The 13,960-nt window shown below is 53.5% G+C and carries 14 protein-coding genes; all 14 read right to left on the reverse strand.

Translation table 11 applies throughout. From position 1 onward, the window contains the following. Positions 1-7: 7 nt before the first annotated feature. The 14 genes from MKX42_RS18210 to MKX42_RS18275 all read right to left on the reverse strand — a co-directional run bounded on the left by MKX42_RS18210 (position 8) and on the right by MKX42_RS18275 (position 13,936). Positions 8-433 (reverse strand): DMT family transporter, encoded by a 426-nt coding sequence (locus MKX42_RS18210; protein WP_036728608.1) that lies wholly within the window; start codon positions 431-433, stop codon positions 8-10. Positions 434-641: 208 nt separating this feature from the next. Continuing rightward, positions 642-1,043, reverse strand: coding sequence for an NUDIX hydrolase (locus tag MKX42_RS18215; protein ID WP_340753737.1), 402 nt, complete (start codon positions 1,041-1,043; stop codon positions 642-644). Beyond that, positions 1,036-3,072 carry a translation factor GTPase family protein gene (locus MKX42_RS18220; protein ID WP_340753738.1) on the reverse strand — a complete coding sequence of 679 codons (2,037 nt, stop codon included), beginning with the start codon at positions 3,070-3,072 and terminating at the stop codon, positions 1,036-1,038. The genes MKX42_RS18215 and MKX42_RS18220 overlap by 8 nt, the downstream gene beginning before the upstream one ends. 9 nt (positions 3,073-3,081) lie before the next feature. Continuing rightward, a complete protein-coding gene (locus MKX42_RS18225) occupies positions 3,082-4,065 on the reverse strand; it encodes an aldo/keto reductase (RefSeq protein WP_340753739.1) in 984 nt (327 codons plus the stop codon). 185 nt (positions 4,066-4,250) lie between these two features. Then, the gene (locus MKX42_RS18230) at positions 4,251-4,424 is read right to left on the reverse strand and encodes a hypothetical protein (RefSeq protein WP_340753740.1); all 174 of its coding nucleotides are present in this window, start codon (positions 4,422-4,424) and stop codon (positions 4,251-4,253) included. Positions 4,425-4,553: 129 nt separating this feature from the next. Beyond that, a complete protein-coding gene (locus tag MKX42_RS18235) occupies positions 4,554-5,114 on the reverse strand; it encodes an AAA family ATPase (protein WP_340753741.1) in 561 nt (186 codons plus the stop codon). 28 nt (positions 5,115-5,142) lie between these two features. Beyond that, positions 5,143-5,976, reverse strand: coding sequence for a GNAT family N-acetyltransferase (locus tag MKX42_RS18240; RefSeq protein ID WP_340753742.1), 834 nt, complete (start codon positions 5,974-5,976; stop codon positions 5,143-5,145). Positions 5,977-6,003: 27 nt separating this feature from the next. Further along, complete coding sequence (locus tag MKX42_RS18245; protein ID WP_340753743.1) at positions 6,004-7,290, reverse strand: sensor histidine kinase; 1,287 nt, start codon at positions 7,288-7,290, stop codon at positions 6,004-6,006. Beyond that, positions 7,277-7,957 (reverse strand): response regulator transcription factor, encoded by a 681-nt coding sequence (locus MKX42_RS18250; protein WP_340753744.1) that lies wholly within the window; start codon positions 7,955-7,957, stop codon positions 7,277-7,279. The genes MKX42_RS18245 and MKX42_RS18250 overlap by 14 nt, the downstream gene beginning before the upstream one ends. 29 nt (positions 7,958-7,986) lie before the next feature. Then, positions 7,987-8,769, reverse strand: coding sequence for an ABC transporter ATP-binding protein (locus MKX42_RS18255; RefSeq protein WP_340753745.1), 783 nt, complete (start codon positions 8,767-8,769; stop codon positions 7,987-7,989). 266 nt (positions 8,770-9,035) lie between these two features. Further along, positions 9,036-11,387 carry an ABC transporter permease gene (locus MKX42_RS18260; RefSeq protein WP_340753746.1) on the reverse strand — a complete coding sequence of 784 codons (2,352 nt, stop codon included), beginning with the start codon at positions 11,385-11,387 and terminating at the stop codon, positions 9,036-9,038. Positions 11,388-11,537: 150 nt separating this feature from the next. Next, complete coding sequence (locus tag MKX42_RS18265) at positions 11,538-12,710, reverse strand: alanyl-tRNA editing protein (RefSeq protein ID WP_340753747.1); 1,173 nt, start codon at positions 12,708-12,710, stop codon at positions 11,538-11,540. 3 nt (positions 12,711-12,713) lie between these two features. Beyond that, the gene (locus MKX42_RS18270) at positions 12,714-13,148 is read right to left on the reverse strand and encodes a GNAT family N-acetyltransferase (RefSeq protein ID WP_340753748.1); all 435 of its coding nucleotides are present in this window, start codon (positions 13,146-13,148) and stop codon (positions 12,714-12,716) included. 23 nt (positions 13,149-13,171) lie between these two features. Then, positions 13,172-13,936 carry a TSUP family transporter gene (locus tag MKX42_RS18275; RefSeq protein WP_340753749.1) on the reverse strand — a complete coding sequence of 255 codons (765 nt, stop codon included), beginning with the start codon at positions 13,934-13,936 and terminating at the stop codon, positions 13,172-13,174. Positions 13,937-13,960: the final 24 nt, after the last annotated feature.

Raw genomic sequence — 13,960 nt, forward strand, 5'->3', positions numbered from 1 at the left:
CCTTCGTTTAGAACTTCAGTACAACTACCCCGAGAATCATCATCCCGATGCCGATAAACTGCGGCAGCTTCATCTTTTGCCGGACGACTCCGAACCAGCCCCTGATATCAATGATAAAGGTCAGACAGAGCTGGGCAATCAGCAGCGCCGAGATCGTAAGCGTAACCCCGATGTTCTGAATCGCCGTTACCTCACTGAAAATCACGAAGGCGGCCAGACCGCCGCCGCTGATGTATAGCGGATGTACCTTGCGGAAGCCGTGCTTTTTGCCGTCCCGTACCACCAGCGCTATCGCCAACGCCATAATGAATCCGGTAAGCTGGGTAATGGTTGCCGCCTGCCACGTGCCGATATCCTGACTGATTCTGGCATTGGCTACCCCCTGAAGTGTAATGCAGGCTCCGGCCAAAAATGCGAATAGTATTCCTTTCATCTGTCTCTCTCCTCTTTTTGCTTCTCTGTACTTATTAAAAGCCAGTTCGCCGGATTCGGGAAGGACATATGTCCTATTCGGTAAAAGTGTGCTTGCCGCGCCGCCTGCATCGCCCTGCTAAAAGAAACAACAAGCCCGTTTCAGGCCGGGTTCCGGCTCAAAACGGGCTTGCATAGACTTTCCGGACAGATGAGTGCACGCCTGACTCTTAAGAGATGAGGCTCATCTCCCGCAGCTTGTCCATGATGATGACGCTGACCGCCGATACGCGGTCTATGTCTTTATAGGTTAACCAGGCCAGCTCTTCAATCTCCGAAGCCGGGGCAAGCTCGCCTGTGAAATCTGCGGTCAGACAGGTCATCCGCACGAGCACGCCTTCCGCTTTGCCATGGGCCGGAGCCTCGAAGCTTCCGAACTCCGCAATCGTCTCCGGCAGGATCTGAACGGACAGCTCTTCCTCAATCTCACGGATCAGGGTCTGTGCATCCGTCTCACCGGGCTCCCGCTTGCCACCGGGGAAATAATAAGTGTCCTTGCCCTTGGAACGCGCGCCCAGCACCTTGCCGTCTACGACGTAAATCCAGGCTACCTTATCTATTGCATTAGTCATTGTCAATCTGCACCTTTCCTTCTAGGTCACGCTGAAACGGTACTGCTCTCTTAAGAACCGTGTACCCGTTCCTGCTTGCTGCTTGAATATGCATATGCGCTCCGGCCTCTTCCCAGGGTACAGCATATCCCTCCCCCTTGGCACAAAAAATAGACGCCGAGGAGTAGGCCGGATCTGCATTTTTATTATAATCCCGCTGCTCCACCACCGTCTTGCTCTGATGGCAGGGCTCATATCCTGCTACTCTTAGCGATATCGATCCCTTGCCCTGCGTCATCGCTGCCAGTCTCACTCCGTAATTCATGAAGCTTGCCGCCGGAACTGTGCCGGTAATTACGGCCTTGGACGGTGTAATATCCGGGGGATTGAAGCGGCCTCCAGCCTGCTGGATATCACTCATAACCTTTCCCACATCGTCCGGATCTATCCGGATCTTGAGGTCGTATACCGGCTCCAGCAGCAGATTCTCTGCCTGCTCCAGCCCCTGGCGCAAGGCACGGTAAGCCGCTTCCCGGAAATCGCCGCCGCTAGTGTGCTTATTATGCGCCCTCCCCGTAAGCAGGGTGATCTTCAGATCCGTCAGCGGGGAACCGGTCAGCAGGCCATGATGGCCGCTCTCCAGCAGATGCTGCTCAATCTGATGCTGGTAGCCCGCCGCGAGATCATCCGGGTGGCAGCGGTTAATGAACGTGATCCCGCTCCCGCGTTCCCCGGCCTCAAGCATCAGATGAACCTCGGCGTAGTGGCCCAGCGGCTCGAAATGCCCGCAGCCATAGACCGTACCGGCAATAGTCTCCTTGTATAGAATCTCCGGCGGTCCAAACGAGATCTTAAGCTGAAACCGCTCCGCCACGATCTGCTCCAGAATCTCAAGCTGTATCCCGCCCATCACATGAATATGCAGCTCCTGGAGATCTTCATCCCAGCTTACATTCAGTGACGGATCTTCCGCGCCGAGCTGTCCGAAGGCATGCATAAGCTCCTTCAGGTGCACGGGTGGCTTGAAGAGCACCTTGGATTTCAAGGTGGGAATAAGTCCGCTGCTCTGCGCGTCCTGAAGTGCGCCCACTCCCGCACCCGGCAGCACGGAGCTTAGGCCGACAACGGCGAACAGCTCCCCGGCGGCGGCCCAGTCAGCAGCGCTATAAGCAGTACCGTTGTACTTGCGGATTCCGGTAATCCGTTCGGAAGTTTGTTCCGCTTCGGGTCCATACGTCAAGCTCTCACGGTTCTTCAGCACGCCTTGAAGGGCTTTGATGTAGGTGATGCGGGTGCCTTTGGCATCGTGGCGGATCTTATAGACCCTCCCGGCAAAAGGCAGCCTATGATCGTACTCCGTGAACGTGAGCGCATCCAGAATCTCCAGAAACTCAGCCACGCCCTGGTCCAGCAATGCAGAGCCCTGCATACACGGAAAAATCTCTCCGCGTTTCACCATAGACCTCAGCGCATTGCGGCAATCGCTGTCCGTCAGCATGCCTTCAAGATAAGGTTCCAGCAGCGTCTCCTCGCGTTCGGCAAGGAACGATTTCATCTCCTCGGTCCACGCAGCTTCCGGCTGCTCCGGCAACAGCAAGGCATCACTGCTAAGCAGCTGCCGGATCTCTTCCAGGACACGTTCAGGGTCGCTGCCTGCACGGTCGGTTTTGTTAATGAAGAACAGGGTCGGAATCCGGTGCTGGCGCAGCAGCTGCCAGAGCGTTTCAGTGTGGCTCTCTACACCCTCCACCGCGCTGAGAATCACCACTGCATAGTCCAGCACTTGCAGACAGCGCTCCATCTCCGGGGAGAAATCGACATGCCCCGGCGTATCCAGCAGGAAATAGCGGGCATCCTTATAGGTGAACTCCGCCTGATCGGCGAAGACGGTGATCCCGCGTGCTTTTTCAATCTCATGGGTATCCAGGAACGTATCCTGATGGTCCACACGCCCCCTGCTGCGGATGGCTTCGGTATGGTAGAGCAGCTGCTCGGCGAAGGTCGTCTTCCCGGCATCTACATGGGCGAGCAGTCCGACAGTTATATTCATAGAGTGCAGCTACACCTCTCCACGGATATGCGGAACCACCTCTGACCGGTAAAAGGCAGCCAGGCGCTCCATATCCCCTGGGCTGAAGGAGGGTACATCCAGGGTGGCCAGATTATCGTTCACCTGAGCCTCATTCTTGAAGCCCGGAATCACACAGCTGACTGCCGGATGGTCCAGAATCCAGCGCATGGAGGCCCGTGTCATATTACCGCGTCCTTCAGCGATCCAATCCAGCTTCTGCGCCAGCTCCACACCCTTACCAAAAGGCAGCCCCGCAAAGGTCTCGCCCACATTGAACTGCTCCCCGTTCGCATTGAACTTCCGGTGATCATTCTCCTGGAAGGTACTGGACGCCGTGAATTTGCCGGTCAGCAGACCGCTGGCCAGCGGCAGGCGCACCAGGATTCCTGCACCCTTGGCCGCAGCCTGCGGCAATAACTCCTGTGCCGGCTGCTGCCGGAACAGATTGAAGATCACCTGCAGCGCCGCAACGCCAGGATACTCCAGGCAGAGCAAGCCCTCCTCGATAGTCTCAACGCTGACGCCGTAGTGATGGATTTTACCCTCGGCCTTCAATTGGTCCAGCGCTGCGAACACACTGCCATCACGCAGAATCTCCATCGGCGGACAGTGGATCTGATACAAATCGATCGCTTCACGCTCCAGACGCCGCAGACTCTGCTCACAGTATTCACTGATCCGGCGAGCGGAGTAGTTCTCCGGGTCATGGATATCTCCAGCGCGGCAGAACTTCGTGGCAATATGTATCTCATCCTGCTTCCCCCGGGTCGCCTTGGCAAGCAGCTCCTCCGCATGGCCGCCGCCATAGACATCTGCCGTATCGAAGAAATTCACGCCCTGCTCCATCGCTGCCTGCAAGCCTCTCAGCCCGTCCTCATCCTTGCTGCTTCCCCAGTCCCCGCCAATCGCCCAAGTGCCAAAGCTGACCTCACTGACAGACAGACCCGTATTTCCCAGCTCGCGGTATTTCATTCTATGAACCTCCGTTTATGAGTTTGTGTGGAACCGTTCACAACTCTTCTTATTATGAAGGGTTTGGGCGGTCAGGTCCAGTTGGTAGGGCGGATTTTAGTCGAAGCTTGGTCGTCACTCCGGTGAACATTCGGGCAATCCGGCCGCTACACGCTCCTACACTTCCTAATTCTCCGCATGTAGCTTCAGATTCCCCTTCCGTCTCTTTTATTCTTTTTTAAAATACTTTTAGGTGGAATAATGTATCTTAATTTATACATTTCTTGAGATTCATCAGAAGCAGTTGGAAAAACAGCATCTAATCCCGTCCATTTTGCCCTTAGGTCCGAATTTTGATTAATTAAGTGTTGTTTCTCCAACTGTTGCCCCACCAGAAGCCACTAGCTGCTCAGCAAGTGTAGTAAATCCAACTATTTCCCTACTGCTGGCGTTACTATGTTAACATTCATTCGGGCTTGCCGCCACCGATTTACTTTGTATCCAATGACTTATAGGTTCTGGGCGATCTGGACGATCTGCTGAATCGTGCCGGGTACTTCATCGCTGTCGTTGATTACAAACAGATGCTCCGACTCATTCTCCGTTGGCGGCTCCGCCAGTCCCTTCTGTACATCAGCGATTTGCCGGGTCAGCAATACGTCGAAGCTGTTTGATTTTCTAAGGATAGCTGTACTCCGTTCACTACTCGCTATACGCGAATACAGCATCTCATCAGGCAAGTTGAAATATACCAGCACACTAACCAATCCCTTCTGGTGAAACCAATCCAGCATTCGCAGTCGGCCTTCCTTATTGGAGTTAGCGTTACACATGATAATGTGCTGCTCCGACTCATGAACGGCATAATCCACTAACGTTCGGGTCAGGGCATCCTTGAGCGTATTCGCCCCCTGCTTGGGCAGCAGACTTTCGTACTGAGTGTTGATGAATTCAGCCAGATCATCCCGGTCAATAACAACCGATTCAGGTAAGCACCGCTCTAATTCTCTGGCAAATGTGGTCTTCCCGCTATGCGTTTTACCGACTGTAAGGATTGCTAACCTCTTCATCAATACCACTCCTTAACGTTAATAGGTACTATCCTTCCATGACAAAAGCAAATACCGGATAGCTCTCCACCGGGTCGAAGCCGAGCCTTAGCGCAAGCTTATGTGAAGCCATATTCTCATGTGTTGTTTCCCATAAGGGAAGCATTCCCTGATCGAGGTAGTGACTAATTAATGATGCAGCGGCAAGCGTAGCATAGCCCTTCCCGCGCTCTGATTCTGCATGAGTATCTACATCAATGAAGTACCTGTTATTCACGCTGAAGCCGTTATTTTTGCAAATGGATACTACCTTATCCCTAACCTTCACTACAGCACCAGTGGCTGTCAGCCCAACGAACCTGTCCTCTCTTGCAGAAACATTACGCTCGGGTTGGGCGAGAACAGGAAATTCCTCGTAGGCCACAGATAGATCTCCCTCCAAGGGGATAGCAGCACGTCTGTTTTTTAGCTGAAAAAATCGTTCGCTATTGAACTCATAGACCGACTCCATATGTCTGTCTACGCTCAGCCCGGCAATCTCAAGCGTAAGTAGTTCCGTCCATGAATCACTATCTTCCGTATAGATCTCGAACCATTTCTCTTGCCTCTGCTGGCAATCAGGTACGACTACCGTCTGCAAAAAGCCCATCAGCTTCAGCCGGTTGAACTCAGTACGGATATCTCCGGCAGCATACATCCATCTCCCCGTAGCGCATACCACAGCCAGTGTCGGCGCTACCGTATGATCAGCAAATACCCGCCCGGGATAATTCTCCAGCAGGACGGATAAGGCAGGAATGTGTTGCTTTTTACCAGCGTAAAAATCATAAACCGCAGCATAATTCTCAGGTTGCAGCTCTATCAGCTCATTAAGCTCATTCATTGCGATCCCCTCCATTCATGCCCCCACTTAATACCGCAGCACCAGCACAAACCGCATCCCCCGTTCCATCGGCTCTGCGTAAATATCGCCGCCCATCTTCTGCAGCAGCTGCTTGCAGATGAAGAGGCCGAGGCCGTTGCCCGGCTTGCCGTCCGCATTGGACCCGCGCCAGAAGCTGGTGAAGATATGGGGCAGCTCACTCAGAAGCAGCGGATCTCCCGAATTCTCGATCACAATCAGCTGGCGGTAATCCTCCTCGCGGAAGGTAATAGAGATCGCCTTGCCGTCTCCATACTTAATGGCATTCTCCATGAGATTATTGAGTACCTCATGCAGCCGTTCTTCGTCCCCAAGCAGCAGCTTGTCCTGATAAGCACCTGCCGTGAGCTCCACCTTCAGCAGCTCCAGCCGTTCCTTATGGTTTCCGATGACCTTGCCGACCAACCCGCTGAGATAGAACTCTTCCGGGACCACCTCAATATTCTGCAAAGAAGAGACGGAAGCAGTGATAATCCCGCCGATCAGCTGCTCCATATGCTCTGCTTGCTGACCGATCAGCCGGGCGGACGATTGCCGCTTGATTTCGCTATCATAGAGGCCGTCCGCCAGGGCGCTGGCATAGAGCCTGATCGTGGCTACTGGGGTTTTAAGCTCATGCGAGAGGGATGCGATCAGCGTCTGGCGGTCCTTTTCCAGGCGGAGATTCGTCTCTTTCTGGGCATCCAGTGTCTGCCGCAGCAGGTCCAGTCCCCACACGAACCGGCCGAAGTACCGGCTACGATGCTCCTTCAAACCTATGCTCAGCTGCCCCCTGGATAACTCATAAGGCAACTCCTCCAGAGTATGGAACGGCCGCAGAATCTGCTTACGGATGTAGAACAGCAGCACCATCACGGCTCCGAGCGCCGCCAGCAGGAACAGATTCAGAACCAGAAGCGCATGAACATCCGGCCCGGGCATCCGGTACGAGAACCTTAAGTATCCTGCGATTTGCTGATCCGCATACAAGGGTCTTACCGTGAATTCATTGGCATCCCCCACCCCGATACCGGCAAAAAAGCGCTGAACCTCTTCCGGCCCCGCTTCCTTCCCGATCCAGCTTAAGTCCTGCACGTAGGTATACAGGTTCTGATCCGGCAACAGTTCCTCCAGAGGAATTCTACGCTGCAACTGCTCATAGATCCGGTTGATCTCTATCCGGTAAGCCTTCCCGGGCGTACCTGTGTCCCTGTAGGAAACATATCCATTTAGAGCCGCTATGAACGTTAGCCCGAGAAGTAATGTCCAGAGCATCAGCCTGTTAAATACCTTCATATTTATATCCCACTCCCCAGACGGTGACGATGCGTCTTGGCTCTTTGGGGTTCTGCTCGATTTTATCCCTCAGCTTGTTCATATGTACGGTCAGTGTGGACGGCTCACTGAAGCTGTCTGCTCCCCACACCTGCTGGAACAGCCACTCTTTGCGCAGCGCCTTGCCCTTGTTGCTCATCAGCAGCACCAGCAGCTCGTACTCTTTGGCCGTCATCCCGAGTGTCTGGCCGCTTCTATACACTACTCTTGCGGTCTGGTTCACCGTAAGTTCGCCATCGGTAAGCAGCAGCTTGTTCTCGTTCATCTCATAGCTCCGCCGCAGATGCGCCTTGACCTTGGCCGTCAGTAGAGGAGCCGAGAAGGGCTTCTCCAGGTAGTCGTCCGCTCCCAGCTCAAGCCCGATAATCTTGCTCTCATCCCCGTGACGTGCGCTCATGATCAGAATCGGCAGATTGAACTTCTCCCTGGCGATTCTGCATACGGCGAAGCCGTCCAGTCCCGGCAGCATAATATCGAGCAGCAGCAGCTTGACGGCATTCGTCTCCAAATAAGCCAAACCCTCTTCCGCAGAGGCCCTACTGCATACAGAATATCCTTCCACCTGCAAAAAATCCTTCATCACCTCCGCCAGCTCATCATTATCCTCAATGATCAGAATGTCCGCCACGGCTCTCTCCTCCTGCTGCTTGCAGCTTCCTACCAGCCCATCTCCATCAGCCAGCCGGTCAGGCTGCGTTCACGTTCCCTCGGGCCTTCCTCCGGCATATATTTGCCCAGCACATGCTCGCCCTGAATATTTCCATCCACCATATACAGCACCTTATCACTCTGCGCGGCAACCTTCACATCGTGTGTAACCACCATCAGCGTTGTTCCTTCCCGGTTGACCCGGCAGAGCTCGAACATGACCTCCTTTGCAGCTTTGGAATTGAGCGCACCTGTCGGCTCATCCGCGAACAGCATAGCCGGCTTGTTGATGAGCGCCCGGCAGATGCAGGCCCGCTGCAGCTGTCCGCCGGACACCTCTGTAATGTCATGGCCTGCTGTCTCCATAATGTTCAGCTTCCGCATCAGCTCATGGGCATATTGGTTCACCTCGCTGCGGCTGCGTCCCGGCCCGCTTCCCTTGCCGCTCAGCGACTGATAGCCTGATAGAATAATATTATCATAAACGGAGAGATTGCTCAGCATATGCATCTGCTGGAAGATGAAGCCCATTTTGTGCAGCCGCAGTTCAGCCATGCCCTTCTCCGAGAGCTGCGAGAGACTCTCCCCGTCAAAAACCACCTCGCCCGCAGTAAGCCTGTCCATCCCGCTGACGGTATAGAGCAGCGTAGACTTGCCCGAACCGGACGGCCCCATGATAGACACGAACTCCCCGGCATGAAGCGTGAAATTGATATTCCGCAGCACGTTATTCTGACTTTTATTGACGATATAGGTCTTACATAGGTTGGTTACTTCCAGTACTGCTGCCATTTCGCCACTCCTTCTTTTCTTTTAATATAAACGCTTGGATCTATTTACAAGAATCACAAAGTTATAAACATTGAGCTTAATCGTCGCTGCGGTGAACATTTGGACTTCCGGCCACTGTTAGGTTTGGATTTCCTGATTTGGACCGCTGCTCGCGGTAGAAATCCAAACCTAAAGGCGGACGCTACCGCTCCTCCAGTTCCAAATTTCCCCTCCGCTCCTTTAGCTTTTTGTTATTTCCCGTGATTCTTATTCTAGAATCCAATCGCCTATTCCTTATTCATATTCCATATCTGTACACGCTTGATCTGGCCGTAGCTGGTGTACACCGCCAACATGACGACCGCAAGGATCAGCAGCGGATACAGCAGATAGACCTGAAGCGGAAGAATATTCAGCCGGAGGCTTGTCAGTCCGAAGATTCGGAAGATGAGACCCAGCAGGCGGCTCCCGAGGGTATTCGCAGCGATTACGCCCAGCACCAGCGAGACGGACATAATGATCAGAATGCGCAGCGCCTGCCACCGCCGGATCGCGGCATTCGTGAAGCCGATGCTTTTCATGACAGCAATGCCGTGAACCTCCTTCGCAATCATCAATCGGACGAACAGGCTGGTGATGAAGAACGTAATGAGGCAGATGATAGCCGTAAGCAGCCCATTGATGCTGTGAAGCTGGCCCATGAAGCCGCCCGTGATCTCTCCCAGCAGTTCAAACGAGGTTTTGAAGCCTTGTTCCGGGAATTGCTGCTGAATTTCCTTCATTATCCCTGCCTTCGCTTGCTCCGGGGCATGGAGTTCGCCGGAGAACATGTAAGCGGGTATTGTCTTCAGCTCATAGTCCCGTGCAACCCAGACCGCGTACCCTTCGTTGGAGATACTTTGAAACAGTCCGCTGATCATGAAGGTCCCCTTAACCCCGCCGATTTCAAAAGTAATATTGTCGCCCACCCGCTTCCCGTATTTCCCGGACATGATGGTTGTAATGGCAATTTCATTCTTCAGCAGCGGGGCCGTTCCCTTCAGAATCTCAACAGACCCGTTCTGATCATTCTTCTGGCCGTTGATCCGCCGGTTGGCCTGCCCGTTATCGGAGATATATTTGGTACTTACCGTATAATTCGCTGTAAGCGTGACCTCGAAGCCCTGATCCTTCAGCCGCTTGGACAGGAGTGCCTTGTCCTCTTGGATCTTCTCAACGGGTTTCTCTGCCACGACGGTTGAGCTATAAAAATCCGCACCAATTGTACCTAAATATTCCAGGAACTTAGGCGTTACAATGGTATTGGTCAGATTGACCGGGATCAGAATGATCGCCGAGCTTAAGATCAGCGTCAGGATGAGTGACGTATAGCTCTTGAGCCGGTTCAGTACATCGCTCAGTGCGAGAAAGAACGGGGGCCGGAGGAAACGGCTTTTGTGTAAATGAATGCGCCGGGACGCCTTGAAGCGTTCACCGGTCTGGCCTTGCCGGATGGCATCGATGGCCGATGCTTTGTTAATCTTGCGCATACAGAGTAAGCAGAACAGCAGAATGAAGGCGATCATCACCACCATGCTAAGCGCCGAGATCATTATACTGATGCTGCCTCCGGGCAGAATCATATACTGCGAGGTTTTGCGGGACATCAGCGCAGTAAGCGGGAGACTGATGCCCAGTCCGAGGACGCCGCCCAGACAGGCCAGCCCCGTATATTTTGTCAGGTAGAGCTGCTTGATCGCCCGGTTCCTGAACCCAATAGCCTTCATAACGCCAATCTCCTTGTATTCATCCTGCAGGGTGGAGACAATAGTGAACCGCAGGGTCAAAAAAGCAATGAAGATCAGGAACACACTAATCGCAAACATCATGGCTGAGATCATCCGGTCCGTCATATAAGTCATCATGACCAGCGCCTTATCCACCTCGAAGCTGATGGGCAGATCACTGTTCGCAAAAGAAGAGGATATCTCAGTAGACGCTACACCCGGTGCCGCCACGAAGCTCCATAGATTCATCCGTTTATCTTCGGGCACCAGCTTCTCTATTTCCTTGAAATCCTCTGCTGACAGCATGAGGCGCTTCAGTCCCAGCAGATCTGCCCCCATGAACGCATCCTTGAAGTAACCGTTCACCGTGAACGTTCTCGTAATCTCACCGAACTTAAGCTTCAGCTGCTCTCCCGGTACGATACCGCTGCTTAGCATCAGGCTGGCCGGAAGACCGATCTCCCCTGGGCGAAGTGAATATCGCTCATTGTCTTCACCGAAGACCAGGTTCACCTGCTCAGGAATGGCGGACAGCACGAAGCTTACATTTCCCGAGAAGCTCTTGCGGCCTTCAGGCATCGTAACCTGATTCAGTAAGAGATTGAGCTGCCGGTCTGTATAAGCTGTCTCCACCTTCTTTTCCTGCTTGACCCAGTCTTCTACTGCCGAGTTATAGCCAGGGTCATTGGCCAGCGTGATATTAAGATCCGCCACCTTGCTGGCTTCGATGAAACTGCCCAGGGCGCTGGAGGTGGAATACATCAGGCTGGAACTGCTTGCAGCTAGTGTAGAGGCCAGGATGATGAGGATCAGCAGAACGGTATTCATCACCTTTTTACGCCGCAAATCCTTTTTCAGAATAGTCAGGAACACGTTAATTTTCTCCCTTCGTCAAGCTCTGTCCTGATTATAAGGCTTCAAATGTTAAATAATCCTTAAGTCGGTCCAATCCTTGCTCACCCTATGAAAACAGCAAAAAAGAGCTACGGAATAAACGCTCCATAGCTCCTTAATTGCCCTACCTCAGAATTGCCCTTTGGCAAAATTGTAAAATGCGAGTGCGTCTTCCCATGACGGGAATCCGGCCTGAGCCAGCTTGTCGCTGCCCCCGCCCTTGCCGTGGTATCCGCCCAGGTGAGCCTTGAAGAAGGCGCCGCACGAGAAATCCGCAGATCCGCTATGCGCGAGTACCGCCTTATTCTCCGCCGCACTCAGCAGCAATACCGGAAGGTCGGTCAGCGCCGTCAGCTTCGCAGCCAGACTCTGCAGATCCTTAAGCGGCCTGTCATCCGAAATATGCGTGAGCACTCCGTTGCCCTCTTCCATAGAAGATAACAGATCACGGGCCAGATAGCTGTCATTCTGCTCCTTCACGGCAGCCAGCTCCGCTGCCAGCAGCTTCTGCTCCTGCTCCCACTTTCCGAGCCGGTCCATAATTTCGTCCTTGCCTGTATTGAATCGGGCGGATAGCTGACTCATGATTTGCATATGATCGTTGAATTCCGCAAGCGCCCGGCTCCCGCATTTGAAGGTAACTCTAACATTACCCTTCTGCTTCTCGGACCGCAGCAGCTTAATCATCCCAATCGCCCCGGTCGAAGCGACATGAGTGCCGCCGCAGGCGTTATGCTCGACATCATTAATCTCGACAATCCGAATATCCTCTGTTACCTTAGGAAGCTTCACCAGGGACAGCTTGGCCATTTCCTCTGCGGTCACGAAGTAGCTGGTAATTGCGCGGTCCAGATAGATCTGACGGTTCACCTCTTGTTCAGCCTCCGCCAGTTGCGCCGCTGATAGTTCCGGCAGATCAAGATCAATTGTGGCATAATCGCTGCCCAGGTGGAAGCTCAGTGTCAGTGCCTGATACAGCTCGCGGAATACTGCCGACAACAGATGCTGGCCGCTGTGCTGCTGCATATGGTCGAATCTCCGGGTCCAGTCGATGGCGCAATCCACATTTGTCTGCCCGGGAAGCTGCGCTACCTTATGCAGCACCTCCTGATCTTCCAACACCACATCCAGCACGGCAAGCCCGCCAATAGTTCCCTTATCACAAGGCTGTCCACCACCGTGCGGGTAGAAGGCCGTCTCTGCAAGCGTCACATAGATCCCGTCTTCACGCTCCATCGCGGAAGTGATCACGGTACTCCATTCTTGAATATAAGCTGAATCATAATATAGCTTCTTGGTCATCCCTTAAGCTCCCCCATTCGCATCCGTTACAGGTCCGAAGAACTTCTCCATGACCACGTAATCCTTGCCGCCTTTGCTGAACACTTCATCGGTTCGCTGCATCCCGAATTTCTTGTAAAAGCCTGCCTTGTAGGTTCTCGCATTGCAGAAAATCCGCCGCACCCCCGCCTGCTCCGCTTCCGCAAGGACCGTCTTCAGCAGCTTGCTGCCATAGCCCTGGCCCTGCTCCAGCTCCAAGGTAGCGAACTTGCGGAACTGCGCTTCGGCCCCGTTGATGAACAGGGATAACACCGAAACCAGCCGATCTCCCACATACAGCCCGTAATGCTTGCCTTGATCGTCATCTGCCAGCTTAATATAATCCGGCTCCCGCTCAGGCCACATCACTTCATGCCTAAGCTTCCAGACTTCTTCCTTATGTATAAGCTTGATCTCCATCTCATCCACTCCATTAATTGTGCTTAATGCATCGTATCCCATATTTGCTTGCCGATCAATATGACAGTGACTGTAATGAATAGAGGTCGAATATACGCTGCCCCTTTGCGGATCGCCATCCGGGAGCCGACTACGGCTCCGATCACCATCGGAATCCCCAGAATCAGGCCATGGGTGTAGCTGACAGAGCCCAGGGCAATGAACGTAAGCAGACTGGTGATATTGCTGGCGAAGTTCAGGATTTTGGCGTTCCCTGCGGCGGTTACAAATTCAAACCCCATCATCAGAAAAGCAAAAATTAAAAACGATCCCGTTCCCGGGCCGAAGAACCCGTCATAGAAGCCGATAATGAGCGCTGCCATGCTTCCGGCCATACGCAATTTACCGTTGCTGGCAGAGAAGGTGGAGACGTCTCCCCAGGCTTTTTTGAATAAGGTGTAGATTGTAATGACCACCAGCATCACGATCACCAGCGGCTTCAAGAACTCAGAAGGAACCTGACGGACAGTCAGCGTTCCGGCCATCGCGCCAAGGACGGATAACGGGATGAGGGTGCGGACCAGCTTGAAATTGATTTTGCCGGAACGCACGAACGAGGCGGTGCTCGTCAGCGAACACATCGAACCGGCCAACTTGCTGCTGCCGAGCAGCAAGGGAAGCGGAATGCCCACCGATAGCAGGGCCGGAATCGCAATCAGTCCGCCGCCGCCCACTACAGAATCAATGAATCCGGCCAGAAATCCGCAACCCGCCAAAATAAGAACCATACTGAGCGTCCAGTCTTCCATTACTGCGCCATTCCCCCTGTTACT

The sequence above is a fragment of the Paenibacillus sp. FSL R7-0204 genome (genome assembly GCF_038002225.1).
Classification (GTDB): Bacteria; Bacillota; Bacilli; order Paenibacillales; family Paenibacillaceae; genus Paenibacillus_AQ.

Coding starts and splice junctions, on each gene's coding strand:
- MKX42_RS18210 (WP_036728608.1), bottom strand. CDS start 433: ATGAAAGGAATACTATTCGCATTTTTGGCCGGAGCCTGCATTACACTT.
- MKX42_RS18215 (WP_340753737.1), bottom strand. CDS start 1,043: ATGACTAATGCAATAGATAAGGTAGCCTGGATTTACGTCGTAGACGGC.
- MKX42_RS18220 (WP_340753738.1), bottom strand. CDS start 3,072: ATGAATATAACTGTCGGACTGCTCGCCCATGTAGATGCCGGGAAGACG.
- MKX42_RS18225 (WP_340753739.1), bottom strand. CDS start 4,065: ATGAAATACCGCGAGCTGGGAAATACGGGTCTGTCTGTCAGTGAGGTC.
- MKX42_RS18235 (WP_340753741.1), bottom strand. CDS start 5,114: ATGAAGAGGTTAGCAATCCTTACAGTCGGTAAAACGCATAGCGGGAAG.
- MKX42_RS18240 (WP_340753742.1), bottom strand. CDS start 5,976: ATGAATGAGCTTAATGAGCTGATAGAGCTGCAACCTGAGAATTATGCT.
- MKX42_RS18245 (WP_340753743.1), bottom strand. CDS start 7,290: ATGAAGGTATTTAACAGGCTGATGCTCTGGACATTACTTCTCGGGCTA.
- MKX42_RS18255 (WP_340753745.1), bottom strand. CDS start 8,769: ATGGCAGCAGTACTGGAAGTAACCAACCTATGTAAGACCTATATCGTC.
- MKX42_RS18265 (WP_340753747.1), bottom strand. CDS start 12,710: ATGACCAAGAAGCTATATTATGATTCAGCTTATATTCAAGAATGGAGT.
- MKX42_RS18270 (WP_340753748.1), bottom strand. CDS start 13,148: ATGGAGATCAAGCTTATACATAAGGAAGAAGTCTGGAAGCTTAGGCAT.
- MKX42_RS18275 (WP_340753749.1), bottom strand. CDS start 13,936: ATGGAAGACTGGACGCTCAGTATGGTTCTTATTTTGGCGGGTTGCGGA.